This is a genomic window from Winogradskyella sp., assembly GCF_045105575.1.
Lineage (GTDB): Bacteria > Bacteroidota > Bacteroidia > Flavobacteriales > Flavobacteriaceae > Winogradskyella.
The window spans coordinates 63132-82952 of sequence record NZ_JBGCDQ010000010.1; the positions used below are offsets into that span (position 1 = coordinate 63132).

Below are 19821 nucleotides of genomic sequence, written 5' to 3' on the forward strand. Positions count from 1 at the left end.
AGGTGTTAATAAATGTTGTTAATAGAAATACATGATATGTTTTTTGTAAAATACTGTTCATTTCTATAGACACGACCTTTAATAACTAAATTTAAAAAAAGTGCTAACTAATTAGGTTAAGAACTTCCAATTTTGGTTGTGAAAAATAACTGGATAAACCTAATTTTAGTTTTCAGTAATTACAAATAGTTATGAACAAGTACTTATCATTTTTAGTGTCACTTATAAACAATACTTTTTAAATGCGTAACTCATGTAATTTAAATCTAAAATTTTTCAATAAGTAAACTATTATAAATTATGCTTAGTTATAAGCAATTATTAACTTTGAGGTCTAACAACATAATAACATCATTATGAAAATTGCAATAGGTAACGATCACGCAGGACCAGATTATAAATTTGCTATCGTAACACATTTAGAAGCTAAAGGTATTACTGTTACTAATTACGGTACAGATACATTAGATAGTGTGGATTATCCAGATTTTGTGCATCCTGTTGCTAAAGATGTAGAAGAGAAAAAAGTGGATTTTGGAATCTTAGTTTGTGGAAGTGCAAATGGTGTAGCAATGACAGCTAACAAATACCAACATGTGAGAGCAGGAGTTTGTTGGACGAGTGAAATTACAGAACTTACGCGTTTACATAATAATGCTAATATTATTTGTATTCCAGCACGTTTTACCTCTATTCCGCAAGCCATTAAAATGGTCGATACATTTTTACAAACTAAGTTTGAAGGTGGACGTCATCAAAATCGTGTTGATAAGATCCCTATGTCATGTTAAATATCGATTATAAATTGATATAAAATGGGTCACTCACATTCCCATAACCATACACATTATCACAAGGATCATAATGGTCGTAATCTTTTAATTTCTATTGTTTTAAATATTGCAATTACAGCTGCCCAGGTTTTTGGTGGCTTAATTTCAGGTAGTTTAGCGTTGTTGAGTGATGCACTTCATAATTTTAGTGATGTCGTGTCTTTAATTATTAGTTACATTGCTAATAAGCTTGTGAAACGAAAAGCGTCCTTAAAACGTACTTTTGGTTATAAACGTGCCGAAATTTTAGCAGCTTTCATTAATGCTTCTACGTTAATTATTGTCGCTATACTTTTAATTTTTGAAGCTGTAGAGCGTTTTCAGAATCCCAAAGAAATAGCATCTAACTTAGTTATTTGGTTATCTTTAATTGCCATTTTAGGCAATGGATTTAGTGTTTTATTATTGAAGCAAAATGCGGATGATAATATGAATATGAAAAGCGCTTACCTTCATCTTTTAACAGATATGATGGCTAGTGTAGCCGTTTTAATTGGTGGTGTATTGATGAAGTTCTATCAAATTTGGTGGATTGATAGTGTGCTTACTTTTGCGATTGCCATTTATCTAATAGTTATGGGTTGGGACTTGCTAAAAAATTCGTTTAAAGTATTAATGTTATTTACACCTGAAGCGACTTCAGTAAAAGCTATTGTTGAAGACATACAAACCATAGAAGCTATTAAAAATGTGCATCATGTGCATATTTGGCAACTTAATGAACAAGAAATTCATTTAGAAGCACATATCGATTTTAAACAGGATATTTCTCTGTCTGAATTTGATGTTATTCTGAAAGAAATTGAAGATTTAATTTTTCATAAATACGAAATAAATCATATCAATATTCAACCAGAATTTGGTAAATGTGATGCTAAGGATGTTATTGTACAAGATTAAATTCCTTTGAATCTCGATAGCTATTAGCAAGGAATCTCATGAATTTATATTATTATATGTCGTTAATCATTAAGAAATTTTAGAAGTAAATAAAGCACATTATTACATGTTAGAAATTAAAACAAAATCATTCCAAGAACTCACAACTCAAGAGTTGTACGATTTACTTCAACTAAGAAGCGAAGTTTTTGTAGTTGAGCAAGATTGTGTTTATCAAGATATTGATGGAAAGGATCAAAAAGCACTTCATATATTAGGGTATAAAAATGATAAATTAGTGGCTTACACACGTATTTTTAAACCAGGCGATTATTTTGAAAATGCAAGTATTGGTAGAGTAGTGGTGTTACAAAAAGAAAGACATTATAAATATGGAAACACTATAATGCATGCTTCAATAAAAGCTATAGAAACATATTATAATGAAACGACTATTAAGATTTCTGCTCAGACGTATTTAAAACAATTTTATAATAATTTAGATTTTATAGAAATAGGAGAAGCGTATTTAGAAGATGGTATTCCGCATATTGCCATGTTGCGCTCAACGTAAATATTAAATTAAAATCTTTATTTATCGTAAATTTTTGTCACCAATATTTCAACACGTCTATCTAATTCTGGTTCTCCACCAAGCGGCATTTTTCTGCGCATACCTACAAATTTCATGCGGTAATGTTTTACCCCTTTTTTAGCTAAATAATCATAGATGTATTTTGCACGTGCTACGGAGAGATTTCGCTTTTTGGTTTTGCGATCTACAGCATCTCTATTACCTTGTGTGCAGCATACGTGGCCTTCAATCGTAAAATAAATATTGGTACGTTCTGCTAAGATCTCAGCAATTTTATCGAGTACCACTTTAGAATCCTTGGTTAAGTAACTATAACCGGTTCTAAACAGTAAGTTTTCTAGTAAAATTTTGTCTCCTTCTTTTAAATCTCCTTTAAGGATATCTTCAGTATTTACTTTTTCAGTCACCTCTTCTTTAGGTTTTGGTGGAAAAACAGGTGTGACTATAATTTCTACTTTTCGATTTAAACCACGTATTTTACTCAGATTATCTTCACGAATTAGATTGACTAAAATTTCACCTTTACCATCAACATTAGTAATAACAGATTCATCAAATTCATTATTAGAAAATACTTCTTTTATGGATTCTGCACGGTTTTGAGACAATACTAAATTGTAATTATTACTGCCTCTATCGTCTGTAAATCCATAGATAGATATTCTTTGGATATCAATATCTTCAATTTTAGATAAAAAGAGTAATAATCGGCTGTGCTCTGTTTCTGGAATATCGTGTTTGTCTGTTTCAAAATACACTTCGTGCTTCAATTCTTTTTGAGAAAAAGAGAGCTGGAAACACAGGCATAAAAAGATAATAAGGGGTCTCATTTTGGTATAATTTTCTTACGTACAGAAAACAATTTTGTTGTTAAATATAAAAAAAATAATTTTCTATCTCAAAATACTCGCGTATTGCGATGGATTATTGAGCACACTCAAGGCTTTTTTAATTTCAGCATTGTTTGCAGTGTAATAGGTGTATAGACCTTCACTGTAGAAATAACGTTTTATAATTTCGTCTGTAAGTAATGTTTTTAATTGTGTTTTATTGCCATCAATAGCATTAGATTTATAAGACTGTAAAGCGTCTGTTAGATCTTTATATTCAGATTTTATTATTGCATCAAGTTCTTCTTCTTCCGCCACTTTAATGGCATCATTTAATGCTTTTTCAGTTTTAGTTTTAAAATTAAAACCGTTCGTATTTAAATAACTTTTAAATTTTTTGAAGTCCGTGTCTGAAAGCTTGAAGCTTTTTAAATCTTCAACCTTATGATTGTAATAATAATCAGTTGCAAAGTTGAAGACTAGATTTTCGTTAGAAATGGCTTTTGTAATTGGTGTTTGTTTAGAAAATTCAACTTCAATATCGGGTTGTACACCACCACCATCAAAAACATCGCGTCCATTTTTGGTTTTAAATGCATTGTAATTTTCTTGCTTTGTTCTTGTGGCTTTTCCGTTTTCATCACGATTCCAATAATCTAAAGCTTGAATACAACGGCCAGAAGGAGTATAATATCTAGATATGGTAATTTTCATTTGCGTACCATAAGTCAATGGTTTAGGCCGTTGTACAAGGCCTTTTCCAAAACTACGTGTACCGACTACTACAGCACGATCCATGTCTTGTAAAGCTCCTGAAACAATTTCACTTGCCGAAGCACTGCGACCATCAATTAAAACCACTAATGGAATTTCTGTATCAATAGCATCACGCTTAGTGTAATAGGTTTTGTTATATTTTTTTACTTTCGATTTTGTAGTTACAACGAGTTGATCTTTTGGCACAAAAATATTTGTAATATTAACCGCTTCGTTTAATAGGCCTCCAGGATTTCCTCTCAAATCTAAAATTAATTGTGTTGCCCCTTGGTTTTTAAGTGCCTTAATAGCACTAATAGTTTCAGATGAGGCTTTGTTATTAAATTTTCTAAGGACGACGTAACCCGTTTTTTCATCTACCATGGAGTAGTGTGGTACGGCTTTAATCTCTAAAGATTCTCTAATAATTTTTACCGTATTGGTTTTACCTTGGCGTTTGTAAGTTACAGATACTTCAGTGCCAGCAGCTCCTTGTAATAAGTTAGCTGCGTCATCTTTAAAATCGGCAACCGTAACATTATCTACTTTTATAATTTCGTCACCAGCTTTAAGTCCGGCTTTATCGGAAGCATAATCTTTATAAGGTTCAACAATAACTAATTTGTCTTTTAAGGTTAAAACTTTTGCACCAATACCAGTATAATCTCCTGCATTGTTAATACGTGAGGCTTCAACATCTTGCTCATTATAAAATTGGGTATACGGATCTAAATCTTGAAGCATGCTCTTAATGGCTGTATCCATAAGATCACCAGGATTGGTATCATCCACATAATTCATGTTAATTTCCTTAAAAAGCGTGGTAAATATTTCTATTTGCTTCGCAATTTCAAAAAAATCGTTTTTAAAAGCCGTGGTGCTAAAAAACACGACTAAAGCTAAAACAGGAATAAGTATTCTTTTTTTCATTAGTCAGAAGTATTAGAATCTGAATTTTTTGGTGATGACTCGTTTTGAGCTAAAAATTTTTTAAACAACAATTGCATACTGTGGTTCAATTTATCAAAAGTCGTTCCATCTTTACTAAGGTATAAAATCATAAACGCATAAGATACGGAACTATTGTTAAAGTACAGTGGTTTATTAAGTCTATAAGCTTCTCTAAGAAGGCGTTTTATTCGGTTTCTAGAAACGGCTGTTTTATGTAGACGCTTACTTACGGAAACTCCAGTTTTTAGTTGCGAACCATCTTCAAATTCAGTTTTAAGATACACCAACCTCAGCGGATAAGCGGTAACTGCTTTACCTTCGGTAAAAAGCCGTTCAATGAGCTTTTTACTTTTTAGTTTATCTTTTTTTGAATAGTTGAAGTTCATGAGTTGTAATCAGATGCCACAAAAATAGAAAACCGCATCAAATGGATGCGGTTTTACTAGATTTATATTATTAGTCTTTACTATTTTGTAAACACGTTATTTTTACGATCTACATCTGCCATCATTTTAGAACTATCAATTTCAACAGATTTTACAGTTTTTTTAGCATTAAAAGTGTAAGTTGGCATGGCCCAAGCCCAATCTTTAATCATGGTTGCTGAGGTGGGTTTTTCTCCACGCATCATTTGTAACGGAATATAAAACTCTTCCTCAGAACCATCTGTGTAAGTGACAGATAAATCAATAGGCATTGGCATTAAACCAACGCGCTCTAAAGTAATGGATGTACCTTCAACAGCTTTTACGCTATAGTCAATAGTATTTGTGGTTTGTGCAAAATCTATAAAATACCAATCGAGTTCAAAGTCTGTAATGCGTTCTGCGGTTCTAATTATATCGAATGGTTTGGGATGTTTAAACGAAAAATCATCAAAGTACTTTTTAATGGTTTTATCTAAATTAGTGTCTCCAATAACGTAGCCTAATTGTGCTAAAAATACGGCTCCTTTGCTGTAGGCAGCAGTTCCGTAAACTCTATTGGTAGCATAACGGTCAGAGTGTGTTGTTAAGGGTTGCTCAACACCAGAATTTGCTAAAGCAATATAACCAGCATACGTTCTAGCTAAAGGGTTAGGATTTTTATTTTCTCTTAAAGAATTCATGGCTAAAGTTGAAATATAACTTGTAAAACCTTCATCCATCCATTCGTGTTTAGATTCATTAGACGCTAATAAAAACTGAAACCAGGTATGTGCCAACTCGTGTGCTGTTACACCTAATAAGCTTCCATATTCACGCTTTCCTGTAATAAGCGTACACATGGCATATTCCATACCTCCATCACCACCTTGTATCACTGAATATTGCTCATATGGATAGGTACCAATATTTGTATTGAAAAATTCCATTAAAAGTGCTGTGTCCGATTGTAATTTTTTCCAATTATCAAGATATTTTTGGTCTAAATCCTTTTTATAGTAGAAATGAAGTTTTGGACCATTTGGCATTTCAAACGTATCATGAATAAAATCAGGATCTGCAGCCCAAGTAAAATCGTGTACATTCGGAGCTTTAAAATGATGTGTTTTCTTTCCTTTTTTTAGTTCGGGTTCGCCTTGAAGATAACCAGTACCTCCAACAACATAAGCTGCATCTATGGTAAGCTTTACATCAAAATCTCCCCAAACACCATGAAATTCTCTTGCAATGTAAGGATCTGCATGCCAGCCCTCATCATCGTATTCTGCTAATTTAGGATACCATTGCGACATGGATAAAGCCACACCTTCTTTGTTATCTCTACCAGAACGACGAATTTGAATAGGGACTTGCGCGTCAAAATTCATCTTAAAAGTGACTTTTTCACCAGGTTGAATAGCTTGGTTGAGTTGCACTTCTAAAACAGTACCCACAGTTTCGTAAGATAGTGCTGTCCCGTTTTGTTGTAATGAATTGACTTTTATGTAACCAATTTCATTAGGTTGAAGTTTACTAATACGGTCGCCAACGCGTCCATCAGGATCTGCAATGGTTCTTGAGCGCACATCCATTTCACTATTAGGCTGAAATGCATTAAAGTACAAATGGTAATACACACGGTTAAGTACATCTGGAGAATTATTGGTATAAACGAGTGTTTGGTTTCCTTTGTACTGATAATTATCGACGTCCATGTCAATTTCCATAGCATAATCTGCATGCTGTTGCCAATACCCATTTGTAACGGTATTCAAAGTTTTAATCGCTTTTGTAGGTTGTTGCGTCGCACCACAAGAGGTCATTAAAAAAAGGGATAGAAAGCTAAGAATATAATATTTCATTGGATTTTTATTTAGATGACAAAAGGTCGTTAATAAGAAATTAAGTTACTTAGGTTTTTTTTTGAATTCCTAAATAACTTAATTTCAGTATATATGAATAAAGTATAGACAAGCGTCTATAATTTTGAAGCCATAATTAAAGCATTGTAAGCGTTTACAATTTTACCTGTTTTAGATAAATCTGCAAATGATTTTACGTTAGAAGAATCACCACCAACAACCACTTTTGTTGTAATCGGTAAACCAGATTCTAAAATCACTTGCTTTACTTGTGCAGCTGTTAGTTTTGGATAATAAGAACGGATTAAAGCGGCCACACCAGCTACAGCAGGAGAAGCCATAGACGTACCACTGATACTTTTATATTCATTTTCTGGGAATGTAGAATAGATCGCAGAACCTGGTGCAAAAACATCAACGTTCTTTTTTCCGTAGTTAGAAAAACCAGAAACAATGTTAGAACCGTATTTAGAAGTTAAAGAACCAACTCTAATGTAGGTATTTGATATTTCAACAAAGTCAACATTATCGTCAGGAAAATTTGGCGCTAAATCAATATTTTCGCTAGAGTTACCAGCTGCATGTACAAATACCACATCATTATCTGAAGCATATTTTATAGCATCTCGTACCCATTCTGAATGTGGTGAAAACGATTTTCCGAAACTACCGTTAATCACTTTTGCTCCGTTATCTACCGCATAGCGAATGGCTAAAGCCACATCTTTATCGTACTCATCTCCATTTGGTACCGCTCTAATAGACATAATTTCTACATTGTTTGCCACACCATTAGCACCTTTTCCGTTGTTACGTTCTGCGGCAATAATACCAGCGACGTGTGTACCATGAGATTCAGATTTTTTAACAGGCTTCACATTTCCATTACCATAACCAATATCTGTAAGATCGTTAATGTCATCTGTTGTTTTACGGCCAGAAAAATCTGTATTAAAGTGAAAGTTTAAACGTTCATTAATACTTTCTAAACCATCTTTAAGTTGCTCTTTTGCTTCAGATAGCGAAATGCCATTCCCATTCATTTGGTTAGCAATTTGAATAGCTTGAGATAATGCTTCGTCTTCAGTTTTAATTGCACTAACTTCCTTCATGGTGTAATCACTTTTTCCAAAATGTTTTGTTAAGGCTTCGTCTGCACCATTTACTGCTTGTGCAATTTGCTCGTATCTTGTTTTTGTGCCTAAATATTGTTCGCGTTCTTTTTCTAACAAAGCAACCGCTTCATTATAACGAGGGTCAGAGGTATTTCCACTTGCTATTAAACGTGTGTATTCTAATTGTTCATCGTAGGCATCGCCTAAAAAGTTCCAACCATGAATATCATCGATATAACCATTTTTGTCATCGTCGATACCATTGTTTGGTTTTTCTTTTTTGTTGGTCCAAAGGACTCCATCTAAATCTTCATGATCGATATCAATACCAGAATCGATAACAGCAACGATAACTTTTTTACCCTTTCTGTCTTTTATAATATCGGTATAGGCTTTATCAACGCTCATACCAGGAATGGTATCTTTTAAAAGGTCCAAATGTCCCCAGTTTTCTTTTTCAGCATCTGTTAAGTCAGATACTTTTAATGGAGATCTATCAATATTTTCAATTGGTGTAGAAATTATTTCACCTGTACTACCACAGCCTAAAAAGAGGGTTCCTGCAAATCCTAAACAGGCGATTAATTTGTAATTAAGTTTCATAAGTGTTTATTATTAGTTAAAAAGGGTTTTTGTTGTAAATGTTTCATTGAGTCGCACTCCTTTTTCAGTGTGCTTTACGGTTATAATTTCATGATGTGCATCGTGTTCTAAAAACAGATAGAAATTTTGATCTGCAGCCATATTCAAAAATAACGCTTTTTCATCAAGTGTTAGTAAAGGTCTGGTGTCATAACCCATTACAAAAGGCAAGGGTAAATGACCAACAGTAGGCAATAAATCTGCCATAAAGCAAATGGTTTTATCCTTGTATTTTATCATAGGAATCATTTGTTTGTCGGTATGACCATTCGCAAAGAAAATATCAAAACCTAAGGCTGAATCCTTTAAAATATGCTGTTTAGGAAGCTCAGTAAACTTTAATTGTCCGCTTTGTTCCATTGGTAATATGTTTTCTTCTAAAAATGAGGCTACTTCGCGTCTGTTAGGTTCTGTTGCCCATTTCCAATGTGCAGGATTACTCCAAAAATATGCATTTTTAAAAGCAGGTTGGTAACCCGTTCTATCTTTATTCCATTCTATACTTCCTCCGCAATGATCGAAATGCAAATGTGTCATAAATACATCGGTAATATCATCACGATGAAACCCATGCGCAGCAAGAGAGCGGTCCATACTATCATCTCCATAAAGAAAATAATAACCGTAAAATTTTTCGCTTTGTTTATTGCCCATTCCTGTGTCAATCAAAATCAAACGATTGTCATCTTCAATTAATAAACAACGTGTAGCAATATCTATCATATTGTTGTTGTCTGCTGGGTTGGTTCTGGTCCATAGTGATTTTGGAACCACGCCAAACATGGCTCCTCCATCGAGTTTAAAATTACCAGCATTAATAGGATATAATTGCATAAATTTACTTTGTCAGACAATATTGCAAATTACTAAAAGTGTTAAAAATAAAAGCGGTAAAGCCGCATTAATTAATGGATATTTAACAAATATTTGAAATGGGTTTTAAACTCGCTTTAAAAATAATTACATTTAGAAAGAAAAATACAAGGATTAATGAAACTTACTTCTCATAAAAAGAAAATGCGATTGTTACGATTTGGGCGCGATTTTGAACCCGATCAAAAAATAATTTTAAGAGATTATTTAGCTATTGAACGCACGCGATTGGCTAATGAGCGCACACTTTTGTCTTATGTAAGATCATCATTGTATTTATTACTTGGAAGCATTGCTTTATACCAGCTAAAGGCCTTTGCTAATTTTGAATATTTAGCACTCACAGCTTTAGTATTTTGTGTCATATTTTTTATAGTTGGAGTGTATCGATTTACTTTATTAAAGCGAAGTTTGAAACAGCTTTATTATAAAGCGGAAGAGAAACAAGATTAGAATAAGATATGGTTTTATAAAAGATTTCATTTTCATTTCAACTGCTAAGTCTATAATTTTGCAATTTTTTACGGCAGATTAAAAGGATACGTTTCAATTTCTAAATTTACTAAAAACGAACTATAAACGTATTATTTAGTATTTTCACAAAAAAAGTAGATAGATGTTAGAATTAGCAGGAATTATTATACTTGGGATATTAGCACAATGGGTCGCTTGGAAGTTTAAAATCCCAGCAATATTACCTTTAATTCTTATTGGTCTTTTGGTAGGACCAATTGCTGCTGAGTTTTTAAGCGAAGATGGTACAAAATGGATAGAACCAATTTGGAATGGCGAAAAAGGTCTTTTTCCTGGCGACAGTCTTTATTATTTTGTGTCGCTTGCCATCAGTATTATTCTGTTTGAAGGTGGCTTAACTTTAAAACGATCTGAAATAAAAAATGTGGGTCCTGTAATTACAAAATTAATTACTTTAGGTTCTGCGGTGACCTTTTTTGGAGCAGGCGTGGTGGCACACTTTACATTTAATCTTAGTTGGGATTTATCTTTCTTATTTGCTGGTTTAATCATTGTAACAGGCCCTACAGTAATTACGCCTATTTTGCGTAACATTCCGCTTAAAAAAGATGTTTCAACGGTACTAAAATGGGAAGGCATTCTTATTGACCCAATTGGAGCTTTGGTGGCCGTTTTGGTGTTCGAATTTATAAGTGTTGGAGGAGATAGTGGTTTTACAAAAACTGCCTTAATGGAGTTTGGTAAAATTGTTTTATTCGGAACCACATTTGGGTTCACATTTGCGCACGCTCTAGCGTTTGCTATTAACAAAAAGTTTATTCCACACTATTTACTTAATGTTGTTTCACTTTCTACGGTTTTATTAGTTTTTGTCGAGTCTGAAGTCTTTGCTCATGAGTCTGGTTTATTAGCTGTGGTGGTTATGGGAATGGTTTTAGGTAATAGTAAGTTAGATAATATTAAAGAGTTACTTTATTTTAAAGAATCTTTAAGTGTTTTATTAATTTCTATATTATTCATTCTTTTATCTGCGAATATCAATATCGAAGATTTAATGTTACTCTACACATGGAAAACGGCTGCGCTTTTCGCCATTGTTGTTTTTGTGATAAGACCAATTGCTGTATTTCTAAGCACACAAGGCTCTAAGTTAAATCTTAACGAAAAGCTTTTTATAAGCTGGGTTGGGCCAAGAGGTATTGTTGCCGCAGGTATCGCATCACTTTTTGGAAGTAAATTGATAAAAGAAGGAGTGGAAGGTGCGGAATACATTACTCCTCTGGTTTTTATGATTGTGTTAGGAACGGTTTTATTAAACGCAACCACAGCACGTTTATTTGCAAAAATGGTTGGTGTGTTTTTAACAAGGTCGAACGGAATTTTAATTGTAGGCGCTTCTAAAGTATCGCGTTTACTTGGACATTATTTAGAATCTAACGGAAGGCACGTGGTTCTGATTGATAGTAATCAGAATAATATAGACAAAGCACATGAGCTAGGACTTGAAGCCTTGAATACTAATATTTATTCTGATAATTTATCGGACAATATAGAATTAAATGATGTGGGTTATTTAATGGCAATGACCGGAAATTCTGATATTAATAAATATGCTATTAATAAATTTAGTGATCAGTTTGGTGAAAATGGTTCATTTAGATTGGTGACTTCTGAGGAAATGAATAATCCTGATAATAATGCAAAACAAGGTCTGTTTTCTCATACAGATGATTATACAACGCTTGCTGAAGTAACCCGAAATTACCCTTCTATTCAAGAGATTGATATAGAAAATAAAGAACATTATTTGAGTCTTATTGATATTACTAATAAAAATAAAGATATGATTCCTTTGTTTTTAAAGGGTAATGATGGTGAATTACATATTATTTCGTCTTACAATACGGATATTGACGATGTCGGTGAAAAACATAAACTTGTGTATTTAGGAAAACCTTTTGATGTAGAAAAGGTGGCTAATGATGACTAAAAGTTATTTAATAAGCCGTAAATAATTAAATAAGTTAGCAAAGTATTGTTATGAATTATTTGATAATCAGGCAGTTAAAATAAGATTTTAACTATAGTTATGATAAAATATTATTGATTTCGTATAAATATTACTTTCAATCAACTCTTTTTTTTTAATTGTAAGAAATTATGCACTTTTGCATCAAATTAACAAATCTCAATATTTAATTATGAAAAAACTTATTTTATCTTTCGCAGTAATCGCAACCTTAGGCTTTACATCATGTTCTGATGATGATGACAACAATGATAATGGATCTGATCCTTGTCAGACTTGTAACATTGATCTTTTAGGAACTAGTCTTTCTACAGAATATTGTGATAATGGTGACGGAACATATACTATTACTGTTTTCGGAGAAGAACAAGTTGTTGATCTTGGTGATGATGAAACTTTTGCAGATGTAATTGCAGCTGTAGAGGCAGCAGGAAGCGCATGTAACTAGTAAACAGACATAAGTTATATTAAAAAAACAGAAGTTAATCGCTTCTGTTTTTTTGTTTATATCTCGTGGAGTTTCGGGAAAAAGCCTTAAAAATTAGAAATGACTTACACATTCATCATGTAACGTTCAAAAAGCCAGTAAAATTCTCTCTATCAATAATTTCGACCTTAGTATTATAAGTTTTTTCAAATGTTTTAGGGATTTTAACTTTTGATTTTGCACTCCATTTAAACTCGAAGGCATTAAGTTCACCAGCTTTTGTTTCTATATAATCAATTTCTTGTTGTGAAGTCGTGCGCCAAAAATACGATTGCGCTAATGTTTTGTGATAGCTATTTAATTTTAAGCGTTCGCTAATTAAAAAATTTTCCCACAGTGCGCCTTTATCTTGTCTTAATTCTAAAGGTCTAAAGTCATTAAGAATAGCGTTTCTCATGCCATTATCGTAGAAATAGATTTTCTGGTTACGTTTAATCTCGTTTCTAAGGTTTTTACTAAAACTAGGTAGTCTAAAAATAACATAACTATTTTCAAGAATATCAATATAACTATTTACGGTGTTTTTATCAATACCTAGAAGTTGAGACAGCTCGTTATAACTGACTTCTTGGCCAGTTTGGTAGGCTAATGCTTGTAAAAGTTTTTCTAAAACTTCTGGTTTTTTAATGCTATTAAATGCCAAAATATCTTTGTATAAATAACTATCAGTAAGTGTTTTTAATAGTTCAATTTCATCACCTAGATGATTTAAAACATCTGGATACATACCAAATAACAAGCGTTGCTCTAATTGCTGATAAGCTTTTACATAGCTTAATTTAGCTTCAAATTCTTCCCAGGAAATTGGAAATAAATAGTATTGCCATTTTCTACCAGTTAAAGGTTCATTAGTTAAGTTTTTGAGTTCAAATGCAGAAGAGCCGCTCACTAAAAGCTGTACGTTTTTAAATTGGTCGGTAATTAGTTTTAAGGTTAAACCTATGTTTTGAATACGTTGTGCTTCATCTATAAACACAGTGGTGTTGTCGCTAATAATAGATTTTAGTTGTTCTGTGTTTGGTGATTTTAATAACGCACGTATTGTAGGATCATCACCATCTAAAAACAAATGAGGTTGATGTTCTAAAATAGAATGGAGTAATGTCGTTTTTCCAACTTGTCTCGGTCCAATAAGTATAATAGCTTTACCGCTACCAAAACGGTTTTCTATTTGTGACTTTAAGACTCTATTAAACATAATACCATTTTCAATTCACCAAATATAGTGTTTTTTGGTGAATTCATTCACTGAATATGCTGTTTTTTGGTGAGTGAATCACATATTCCTGCGCAGGCAGGAATCTCTAAGTAAACCCCAGCAACGACTTCAGTTTTAGCATAAAAGCGAGCAAATCAATTTGTGAGGTGATATAGAATGTATGCCAGATTTAGTGTGACTAAGATCTATTTTCTAGCTTAAGAATTTGGTTTAACGATGAAGTTTTAAGGTTCTCGTTAATGAGATTCCTTCCCGATACTATCAGGATTCAAAGAAATTGGGTTAGTCATTCAACTTCAAAACAGCCATAAACGCCTGTTGAGGAATTTCGACATTACCAACTTGGCGCATACGTTTCTTACCTTTTTTCTGCTTCTCTAAAAGCTTACGCTTACGTGAAATATCACCACCATAACATTTGGCCGTAACATCTTTACGTAATGCTTTGACGGTTTCACGAGCAATAATTTTAGCACCAATGGCAGCTTGAATAGGAATATCAAATTGTTGTCTTGGAATGAGTTCCTTCAATTTTTCACACATTTTTTTACCAATATGATGAGCGTTATCAGCGTGAATTAAAGCCGAAAGTGCATCCACAGGTTGTGCATTTAAGAGAACGTCTAAACGCACCAGTTTAGAGACTTTTTTGCCAATAGGTGAATAATCGAAAGAGGCATAGCCTTTAGATACGGTTTTTAAACGATCGTAAAAATCGAAAACAATTTCCGCTAGTGGCATTTCAAAAATTAACTCCACACGTTCTGTGGTTAAATAGGTCTGATTCATAATCATACCTCGTTTTTCAATACACAAGCTCATTACATTACCAACAAAATCAGATTTGGTAATAATCGTCGCTTTTATAAACGGTTCTTCAACACGGTTAACGGTTGTTGGTTCTGGTAAATCACTCGGGTTATTCACAATAAAAGGCACATCTGGCTCTTTATTGGTGTAGGCATGATACGATACGTTAGGTACGGTTGTAATAACGGTCATATCAAATTCGCGCTCTAATCGTTCTTGGATAATTTCCATATGCAGCATACCTAAGAATCCACAACGGAACCCAAAACCTAAGGCTGCAGAACTTTCAGGTTGAAAGACCAAAGAGGCATCATTAAGTTGTAATTTTTCCATGGAATTACGAAGCTCTTCATAGTCTTCCGTATCTACAGGATAAATGCCAGCAAAAACCATTGGTTTTACATCTTCAAAACCTTCAACAATATTGGTTGTTGGGTTGGCAAAATCGGTAATGGTATCACCAACTTTTACTTCTTTAGCTGTCTTAATTCCTGTTATTAAATAACCAACATCACCTGCTTTTACACTTTGTTTTGCAACTTGCGTTAACTTTAATGTGCCAACTTCGTCAGCAAAATACTCTTTTCCTGTGGCAACGAATTTAATTTTTTGTCCTTTTTTAATTTCACCATCAAAAACTCTAAAATAGGTTTCAATACCTCTAAAGGTGTTGTAAACCGAATCAAAAATTAAGGCTTGTAAAGGTGCATTAACATCTCCTTTTGGAGCAGGAATACGTTCAATAATAGCCTTTAAAATATTCTCGACTCCAAAGCCTGTTTTTCCACTAGCGTGAATCACTTCTTCTGGATCGCAACCCAAAAGATCGACGATATCGTCTGTAACTTCTTCAGGATTTGCACTTGGTAAATCTACTTTGTTTAATACCGGAATAATTTCTAAATCATTCTCAAGAGCTAAATATAAATTTGAAATGGTTTGTGCCTGAATACTTTGCGCTGCATCAACGATAAGAAGCGCACCTTCACAAGCGGCAATCGATCGCGATACTTCATAAGAAAAATCAACGTGACCAGGAGTATCGATTAAATTGAGTACGTATTTTTCACCTTCAAACTCATAATCCATTTGTATAGCATGCGACTTTATGGTGATGCCACGTTCACGTTCCAAGTCCATACTATCCAAAAGTTGCGCTTGTTGTTCGCGCGCAGTTACAGAACCTGTAACATCTAATAAACGATCGGCTAAGGTGCTTTTTCCGTGATCAATATGTGCAATAATGCAAAAGTTACGTATGTTTTTCATTTCTTTTTCTAAGGCAAAATTTTCAATGCAAATATAAGGGTTTTCTTGCGCTTATTAGAATCTAAAAAAATATTTCAAAGTGCCAAGAAGTGCGGAAAAACCGTAACATTAAGTTAAAAACTATTTATATATTGCAATTCAAACCAAATTTATGATGGTCCGCCTACCATACTATTTAAGTATATTTTTACTTACGCTGTGTTTTACTGCATTTGCACAAGATTTCTCTGTGTCTGGTAAAGTAGTGGATGCAAATAGTAATGCTATTGTATTAGCCAATGTTGTTGTGCTCGCTGAAGATGGCAATAGCTTTGTGAAGGGTACTTCTACAGACGATAAAGGCATTTTTAAAATAAACAATCTGCCTGCAGAAACTTATTTTATTAAAGTAAGTTTTATTGGTTTCGAAGATTTTGAACAGATTATTATTTTAAGAGGCAACTTAGATTTACAGACGGTTCAACTTAATGAAACACCGGAAAGTTTGGATGAAGTTACCGTTATTGGTAAAAAGCCAACCATTATCCGAAAGCCAGACCGATTAATTTTTAATGTAGAAAACACGGCTTTAACCGAAGGTTCAACACTAAGTGTTTTAAAAAGCACACCAGGTATTATAGTTTCAGATGGTGGTATAAATATTAAAAGTGCGCCAGCTACTGTTTTTATTAATAACCGACGTGTGCAATTAACGTCTCAAGAATTGATAACTCTTTTAGAAAGCTCGCCAGCTAATAGTATTAAGTCGGTTGAGGTGATTACAAATCCTCCAGCAAGTTATGATGCAGATTCAGGTTCTGTAATTAATATTATAATGAGTAAAAATTTGGTTACAGGTTACAGAGGTAGTGTGTTTACCAATTATACACAAGGAGTCTTTCCCAGATATAATGCAGGAACAAGCCATTATTTTAAAAATAATAAGGTGAATCTTAATGTGAATTACAGTTACACCAATCAGAAAATAAATAGAGATCAGGATGATACGGTTGATTTTTTTGATACTAACGATCAAATTGAACAAATTTGGAAATCTAATGTCAACAGAAACGCCTGGTCCGAAAACCACAACCTTAATCTTAATTTCGATTATTATATTGATGATAAAAACACCTTGAGCCTCACAGGCACAGGGTTATATACACCATACTATAAATATCAAATTAGAAATAATACCGATATTACAGATGACGATTTAGACTTTTTAGGCCGTTTTACCGCAGATAATTTATCACGCGACAACAAATTTAATATTGGTACAGACTTAATTTTTAGACACGATTTTGAAAATAGTGCAGCTTTGACTTTTAATGCACATTATACCATTTATGATTACGAGCGCGATCAGAATGTGTTCAGTAATTTCTTCAATCAAAATAATGTGTTTAATAATAGTTCGGAATTTAATACACTTGCCAATCAAGATACTCATATTTTAACGGGTAAAGTAGATTATACCTTACCTATAAATGAAACCTCTAGTTTTGATGCAGGTGTAAAATACTCAAACATAAACACAGATAGTAATATTACTAAAGTAGATATTATTGGTGCTTCTGAAGTTATAGATGTTAATAATACAGATGCTTTTAAATATGACGAAACCGTTTTTGCTGCCTATTCTAATTATACCAAATCTTGGGATAAATGGGATTTAAGTTTGGGTTTAAGAGTGGAGCAAAGTAATATTGAAGGAGAATCATTGACCCTAGCCCAAACCAATACCCAAGATTATTTAGATTGGTTTCCTAATGCAGGTTTGTCCCATCAAATTTTAGAAGACGTAAGTTTATATGTTACTTACAAACGCAGTATCACCAGACCAAGTTATACAGATTTAAACCCATTCACCTTCTTTTTGAATGAGAATAGCGTAGTCCTTGGTAACCCTAATTTAATACCAACTTACAGAGATCATTTTAAAATAGGAACTAACTTTTTAGAACATTTTACGTTTGAAGCGTATTACATGAATTATGATGGTGATATTGTAGAACTGCCAAGACAAAATAATATTACAAATGTTATCGCTTTTACTCCGACCAATTTAGATAATAAGGTGGATTTTGGTTTCGATTTTGCTTTCGATTACTACCCAACAAGCACTTGGAACTTGTATTTTGTAACCTCTTTTTATAACATTACAGAAGAAGCAAATTTTGGTGATGGTTTTGTAGAATTGAGTCAATGGTCTAATTATAGTGTTTTACAAAACAGCTTGGCTTTTCTTGAAGATCAAAGTTTAAACATCAACTTAACATTAACTTGGGTGGGTAAAAATGTACAACAACTACAAACGGTTGAAGATCGGTTATTTTCAGAATTTAGCGTGACTAAAACGATATTGAACAAAAAAGGGGTTATCTCATTGTCCGTCGAAGATCTTTTTAATTATCAAGACTCTGATTCGTCATTGCGTTATCGCGATCAATCTAGTGCAAGTTTTGTGGATTCCGATAATAGATTTATCAAACTTGGATTCCGTTACCGCTTTGGAAATACAAAGCTCTCTACCAACGAGCGTGCTACAGCAGCTGAAGAACGCGAAAGACTTAAGGATTTAAATTAACTAATCTTGCCACTCAGCAATAAACAAATTAGTATCTCGCCCTCCACCATTATTTCGGTTAGAAGAAAAGGCTAAATATTTACCATCATTAGAAAATACAGGAAAGGCATCAAACGTTTCACCATGCGTTACACGTTTTAAGTTTTTTCCATCAATATCAATTAAATACAAGTTGAAAGGAAATCCACGTTCGGCTTCAAAATTTGAAGAGAATAAGATTTTATTTCCTGAAGGATGAAAAAATGGACTCCAATTGGCATTTCCTAAATCGGTGAGTTGACGTAAGTCTGAACCATCTGCATTACAGATATAAAGTTCCATTTCCGTCGGTTCTACTAAACCTTCAGCCAATAAATCTTTATACTCTTTTATCTCTTTTTCTGTCTTAGGACGCGATGATCTAAAGATGAGTTTTGTGCCATCTGGAGAAAAGAACGCACCTCCATCGTAACCCAATTCATTTGTAATTTGTTTGACATCGCTACCATCGATATTCATGGTATATAATTCTAAATCACCACTTCTGGTTGACGTAAATACAATTTTATCACCTTTTGGAGATACCGTTGGTTCTGCATCATAACCAATTTCATTAGTGAGTTGCTTTACAATGTTTCCTTCTAAATCAGCCACAAAAATATCGTAGCTATCATAAATTGGCCAAATGTATTTTCCGTTTTTACGTAATGGAGTATCTGGGCAATTTTCGTCACCTAAATGTGTTGAGGCGTAAATAATATGTTTGTTATCTGGTAAAAAGTAAGCACAAGTAGTTCTTCCTTTGCCTGTACTAAGCATTGGAGGTGCAATACTGTCTGTAAAAGTTTCGTTCGCATTCATTAAAAACATTTGGTCGCAACCCACTCCCCATTTTTCGTTATTAGACTGAAACACCAGTTGCTTATCATCAAAACTCCAATAGGCTTCGGCATTATCTCCACCAAACGTAACTTGTCTTAGAGATTTAAAATGCACTTCTTCAGGATAAATTAAAGAATCTTTTACCGTAGTTGCACTTTCGGTAGTTTCAGGTGTTGTGATTTTAGAATTTTCATTTTTACAAGACCAAAATGAAACCAAAAGAATAAGGATAACAATGAATTTGTTCATAATTAAGAATTATAATAAATGGCGATTAATGCCTAATTTTGTGCAAAAGTAAGATTTAGAGATGAAATGAGATACATTCTTCATTCTAAATTAAACTTATCTTTAATGACTAAC

The 19821-nt window shown here is 33.2% G+C and carries 16 protein-coding genes; 7 read left to right on the forward strand and 9 right to left on the reverse strand.

What is annotated here, in order from left to right; genetic code table 11:
* The first annotated feature begins 356 nt into the window (after positions 1–356).
* From rpiB to AB8B52_RS02755, 3 genes are all read left to right on the forward strand, one after another.
* Positions 357–791, forward strand: coding sequence for a ribose 5-phosphate isomerase B (gene rpiB / locus AB8B52_RS02745; RefSeq protein ID WP_406025001.1), 435 nt, complete (start codon positions 357–359; stop codon positions 789–791).
* Between the two features lie 24 nt (positions 792–815).
* Positions 816–1733, forward strand: a complete 918-nt coding sequence (locus AB8B52_RS02750) for a cation diffusion facilitator family transporter (protein ID WP_406025003.1) — start codon at positions 816–818, stop codon at positions 1731–1733.
* Positions 1734–1839: 106 nt separating this feature from the next.
* Positions 1840–2286, forward strand: coding sequence for a GNAT family N-acetyltransferase (locus AB8B52_RS02755; protein ID WP_406025005.1), 447 nt, complete (start codon positions 1840–1842; stop codon positions 2284–2286).
* Positions 2287–2303: 17 nt separating this feature from the next.
* Here the strand turns inward: AB8B52_RS02755 and AB8B52_RS02760 are convergent, their stop codons facing one another.
* The 6 genes from AB8B52_RS02760 to AB8B52_RS02785 form a co-directional block, all read right to left on the reverse strand.
* On the reverse strand, positions 2304–3077 hold the full coding sequence (locus tag AB8B52_RS02760) for an OmpA family protein (RefSeq protein ID WP_406025007.1): 774 nt from the start codon (positions 3075–3077) through the stop codon (positions 2304–2306).
* 123 nt (positions 3078–3200) lie between these two features.
* On the reverse strand, positions 3201–4823 hold the full coding sequence (locus AB8B52_RS02765; RefSeq protein ID WP_406025009.1) for a S41 family peptidase: 1623 nt from the start codon (positions 4821–4823) through the stop codon (positions 3201–3203).
* Positions 4823–5230, reverse strand: a complete 408-nt coding sequence (rnpA, locus tag AB8B52_RS02770; protein WP_406025011.1) for a ribonuclease P protein component — start codon at positions 5228–5230, stop codon at positions 4823–4825. Before rnpA ends, AB8B52_RS02765 begins: the two co-directional genes overlap by 1 nt.
* Positions 5231–5310: 80 nt before the next feature.
* Positions 5311–7110 carry a M1 family metallopeptidase gene (locus AB8B52_RS02775; RefSeq protein WP_406025013.1) on the reverse strand — a complete coding sequence of 600 codons (1800 nt, stop codon included), beginning with the start codon at positions 7108–7110 and terminating at the stop codon, positions 5311–5313.
* 116 nt (positions 7111–7226) lie between these two features.
* Positions 7227–8828, reverse strand: a complete 1602-nt coding sequence (locus AB8B52_RS02780) for a S8 family peptidase (RefSeq protein WP_406025014.1) — start codon at positions 8826–8828, stop codon at positions 7227–7229.
* Positions 8829–8840: 12 nt separating this feature from the next.
* Positions 8841–9701: an MBL fold metallo-hydrolase gene (locus AB8B52_RS02785; protein WP_406025016.1), complete on the reverse strand. Its 861-nt coding sequence runs from the start codon at positions 9699–9701 to the stop codon at positions 8841–8843.
* A 156-nt stretch (positions 9702–9857) separates the two neighbouring features.
* Here AB8B52_RS02785 and AB8B52_RS02790 point away from each other — a divergent pair, with 156 nt between their 5' ends.
* The 3 genes from AB8B52_RS02790 (at position 9858) to AB8B52_RS02800 (ending at position 12691) form a co-directional block, all read left to right on the forward strand.
* Positions 9858–10193: a DUF202 domain-containing protein gene (locus AB8B52_RS02790; protein WP_406025018.1), complete on the forward strand. Its 336-nt coding sequence runs from the start codon at positions 9858–9860 to the stop codon at positions 10191–10193.
* Between the two features lie 163 nt (positions 10194–10356).
* Positions 10357–12204 carry a cation:proton antiporter gene (locus tag AB8B52_RS02795; protein WP_406025020.1) on the forward strand — a complete coding sequence of 616 codons (1848 nt, stop codon included), beginning with the start codon at positions 10357–10359 and terminating at the stop codon, positions 12202–12204.
* 211 nt (positions 12205–12415) lie between these two features.
* Entirely contained in the window at positions 12416–12691 is a 276-nt protein-coding gene (locus AB8B52_RS02800) for a hypothetical protein (RefSeq protein WP_406025022.1), read from the forward strand.
* A gap of 115 nt (positions 12692–12806) precedes the next feature.
* Here the strand turns inward: AB8B52_RS02800 and AB8B52_RS02805 are convergent, their stop codons facing one another.
* Entirely contained in the window at positions 12807–13928 is a 1122-nt protein-coding gene (locus AB8B52_RS02805) for an ATP-binding protein (protein WP_406025024.1), read from the reverse strand.
* Positions 13929–14231: 303 nt separating this feature from the next.
* Positions 14232–16028: a translation elongation factor 4 gene (gene lepA, locus AB8B52_RS02810; protein ID WP_406025026.1), complete on the reverse strand. Its 1797-nt coding sequence runs from the start codon at positions 16026–16028 to the stop codon at positions 14232–14234.
* 151 nt (positions 16029–16179) lie between these two features.
* Here lepA and AB8B52_RS02815 point away from each other — a divergent pair, with 151 nt between their 5' ends.
* Complete coding sequence (locus AB8B52_RS02815) at positions 16180–18597, forward strand: TonB-dependent receptor domain-containing protein (protein ID WP_406025028.1); 2418 nt, start codon at positions 16180–16182, stop codon at positions 18595–18597.
* Here AB8B52_RS02815 and AB8B52_RS02820 read toward each other — a convergent pair whose 3' ends face one another.
* The gene (locus AB8B52_RS02820) at positions 18598–19707 is read right to left on the reverse strand and encodes a TolB family protein (protein WP_406025030.1); all 1110 of its coding nucleotides are present in this window, start codon (positions 19705–19707) and stop codon (positions 18598–18600) included.
* Positions 19708–19821 lie beyond the last annotated feature (114 nt).

Excerpts from the sequence above, each read along its gene's own strand:
- AB8B52_RS02775 (WP_406025013.1), bottom strand. The coding sequence starts at position 7,110 with ATGAAATATTATATTCTTAGCTTTCTATCCCTTTTTTTAATGACCTCT.
- AB8B52_RS02785 (WP_406025016.1), bottom strand. The coding sequence starts at position 9,701 with ATGCAATTATATCCTATTAATGCTGGTAATTTTAAACTCGATGGAGGA.
- AB8B52_RS02780 (WP_406025014.1), bottom strand. The coding sequence starts at position 8,828 with ATGAAACTTAATTACAAATTAATCGCCTGTTTAGGATTTGCAGGAACC.
- AB8B52_RS02755 (WP_406025005.1), top strand. The coding sequence starts at position 1,840 with ATGTTAGAAATTAAAACAAAATCATTCCAAGAACTCACAACTCAAGAG.
- rpiB (WP_406025001.1), top strand. The coding sequence starts at position 357 with ATGAAAATTGCAATAGGTAACGATCACGCAGGACCAGATTATAAATTT.
- AB8B52_RS02790 (WP_406025018.1), top strand. The coding sequence starts at position 9,858 with ATGAAACTTACTTCTCATAAAAAGAAAATGCGATTGTTACGATTTGGG.
- AB8B52_RS02800 (WP_406025022.1), top strand. The coding sequence starts at position 12,416 with ATGAAAAAACTTATTTTATCTTTCGCAGTAATCGCAACCTTAGGCTTT.
- AB8B52_RS02795 (WP_406025020.1), top strand. The coding sequence starts at position 10,357 with ATGTTAGAATTAGCAGGAATTATTATACTTGGGATATTAGCACAATGG.
- AB8B52_RS02815 (WP_406025028.1), top strand. The coding sequence starts at position 16,180 with ATGATGGTCCGCCTACCATACTATTTAAGTATATTTTTACTTACGCTG.
- AB8B52_RS02750 (WP_406025003.1), top strand. The coding sequence starts at position 816 with ATGGGTCACTCACATTCCCATAACCATACACATTATCACAAGGATCAT.
- AB8B52_RS02805 (WP_406025024.1), bottom strand. The coding sequence starts at position 13,928 with ATGTTTAATAGAGTCTTAAAGTCACAAATAGAAAACCGTTTTGGTAGC.
- AB8B52_RS02820 (WP_406025030.1), bottom strand. The coding sequence starts at position 19,707 with ATGAACAAATTCATTGTTATCCTTATTCTTTTGGTTTCATTTTGGTCT.
- rnpA (WP_406025011.1), bottom strand. The coding sequence starts at position 5,230 with ATGAACTTCAACTATTCAAAAAAAGATAAACTAAAAAGTAAAAAGCTC.
- AB8B52_RS02765 (WP_406025009.1), bottom strand. The coding sequence starts at position 4,823 with ATGAAAAAAAGAATACTTATTCCTGTTTTAGCTTTAGTCGTGTTTTTT.
- lepA (WP_406025026.1), bottom strand. The coding sequence starts at position 16,028 with ATGAAAAACATACGTAACTTTTGCATTATTGCACATATTGATCACGGA.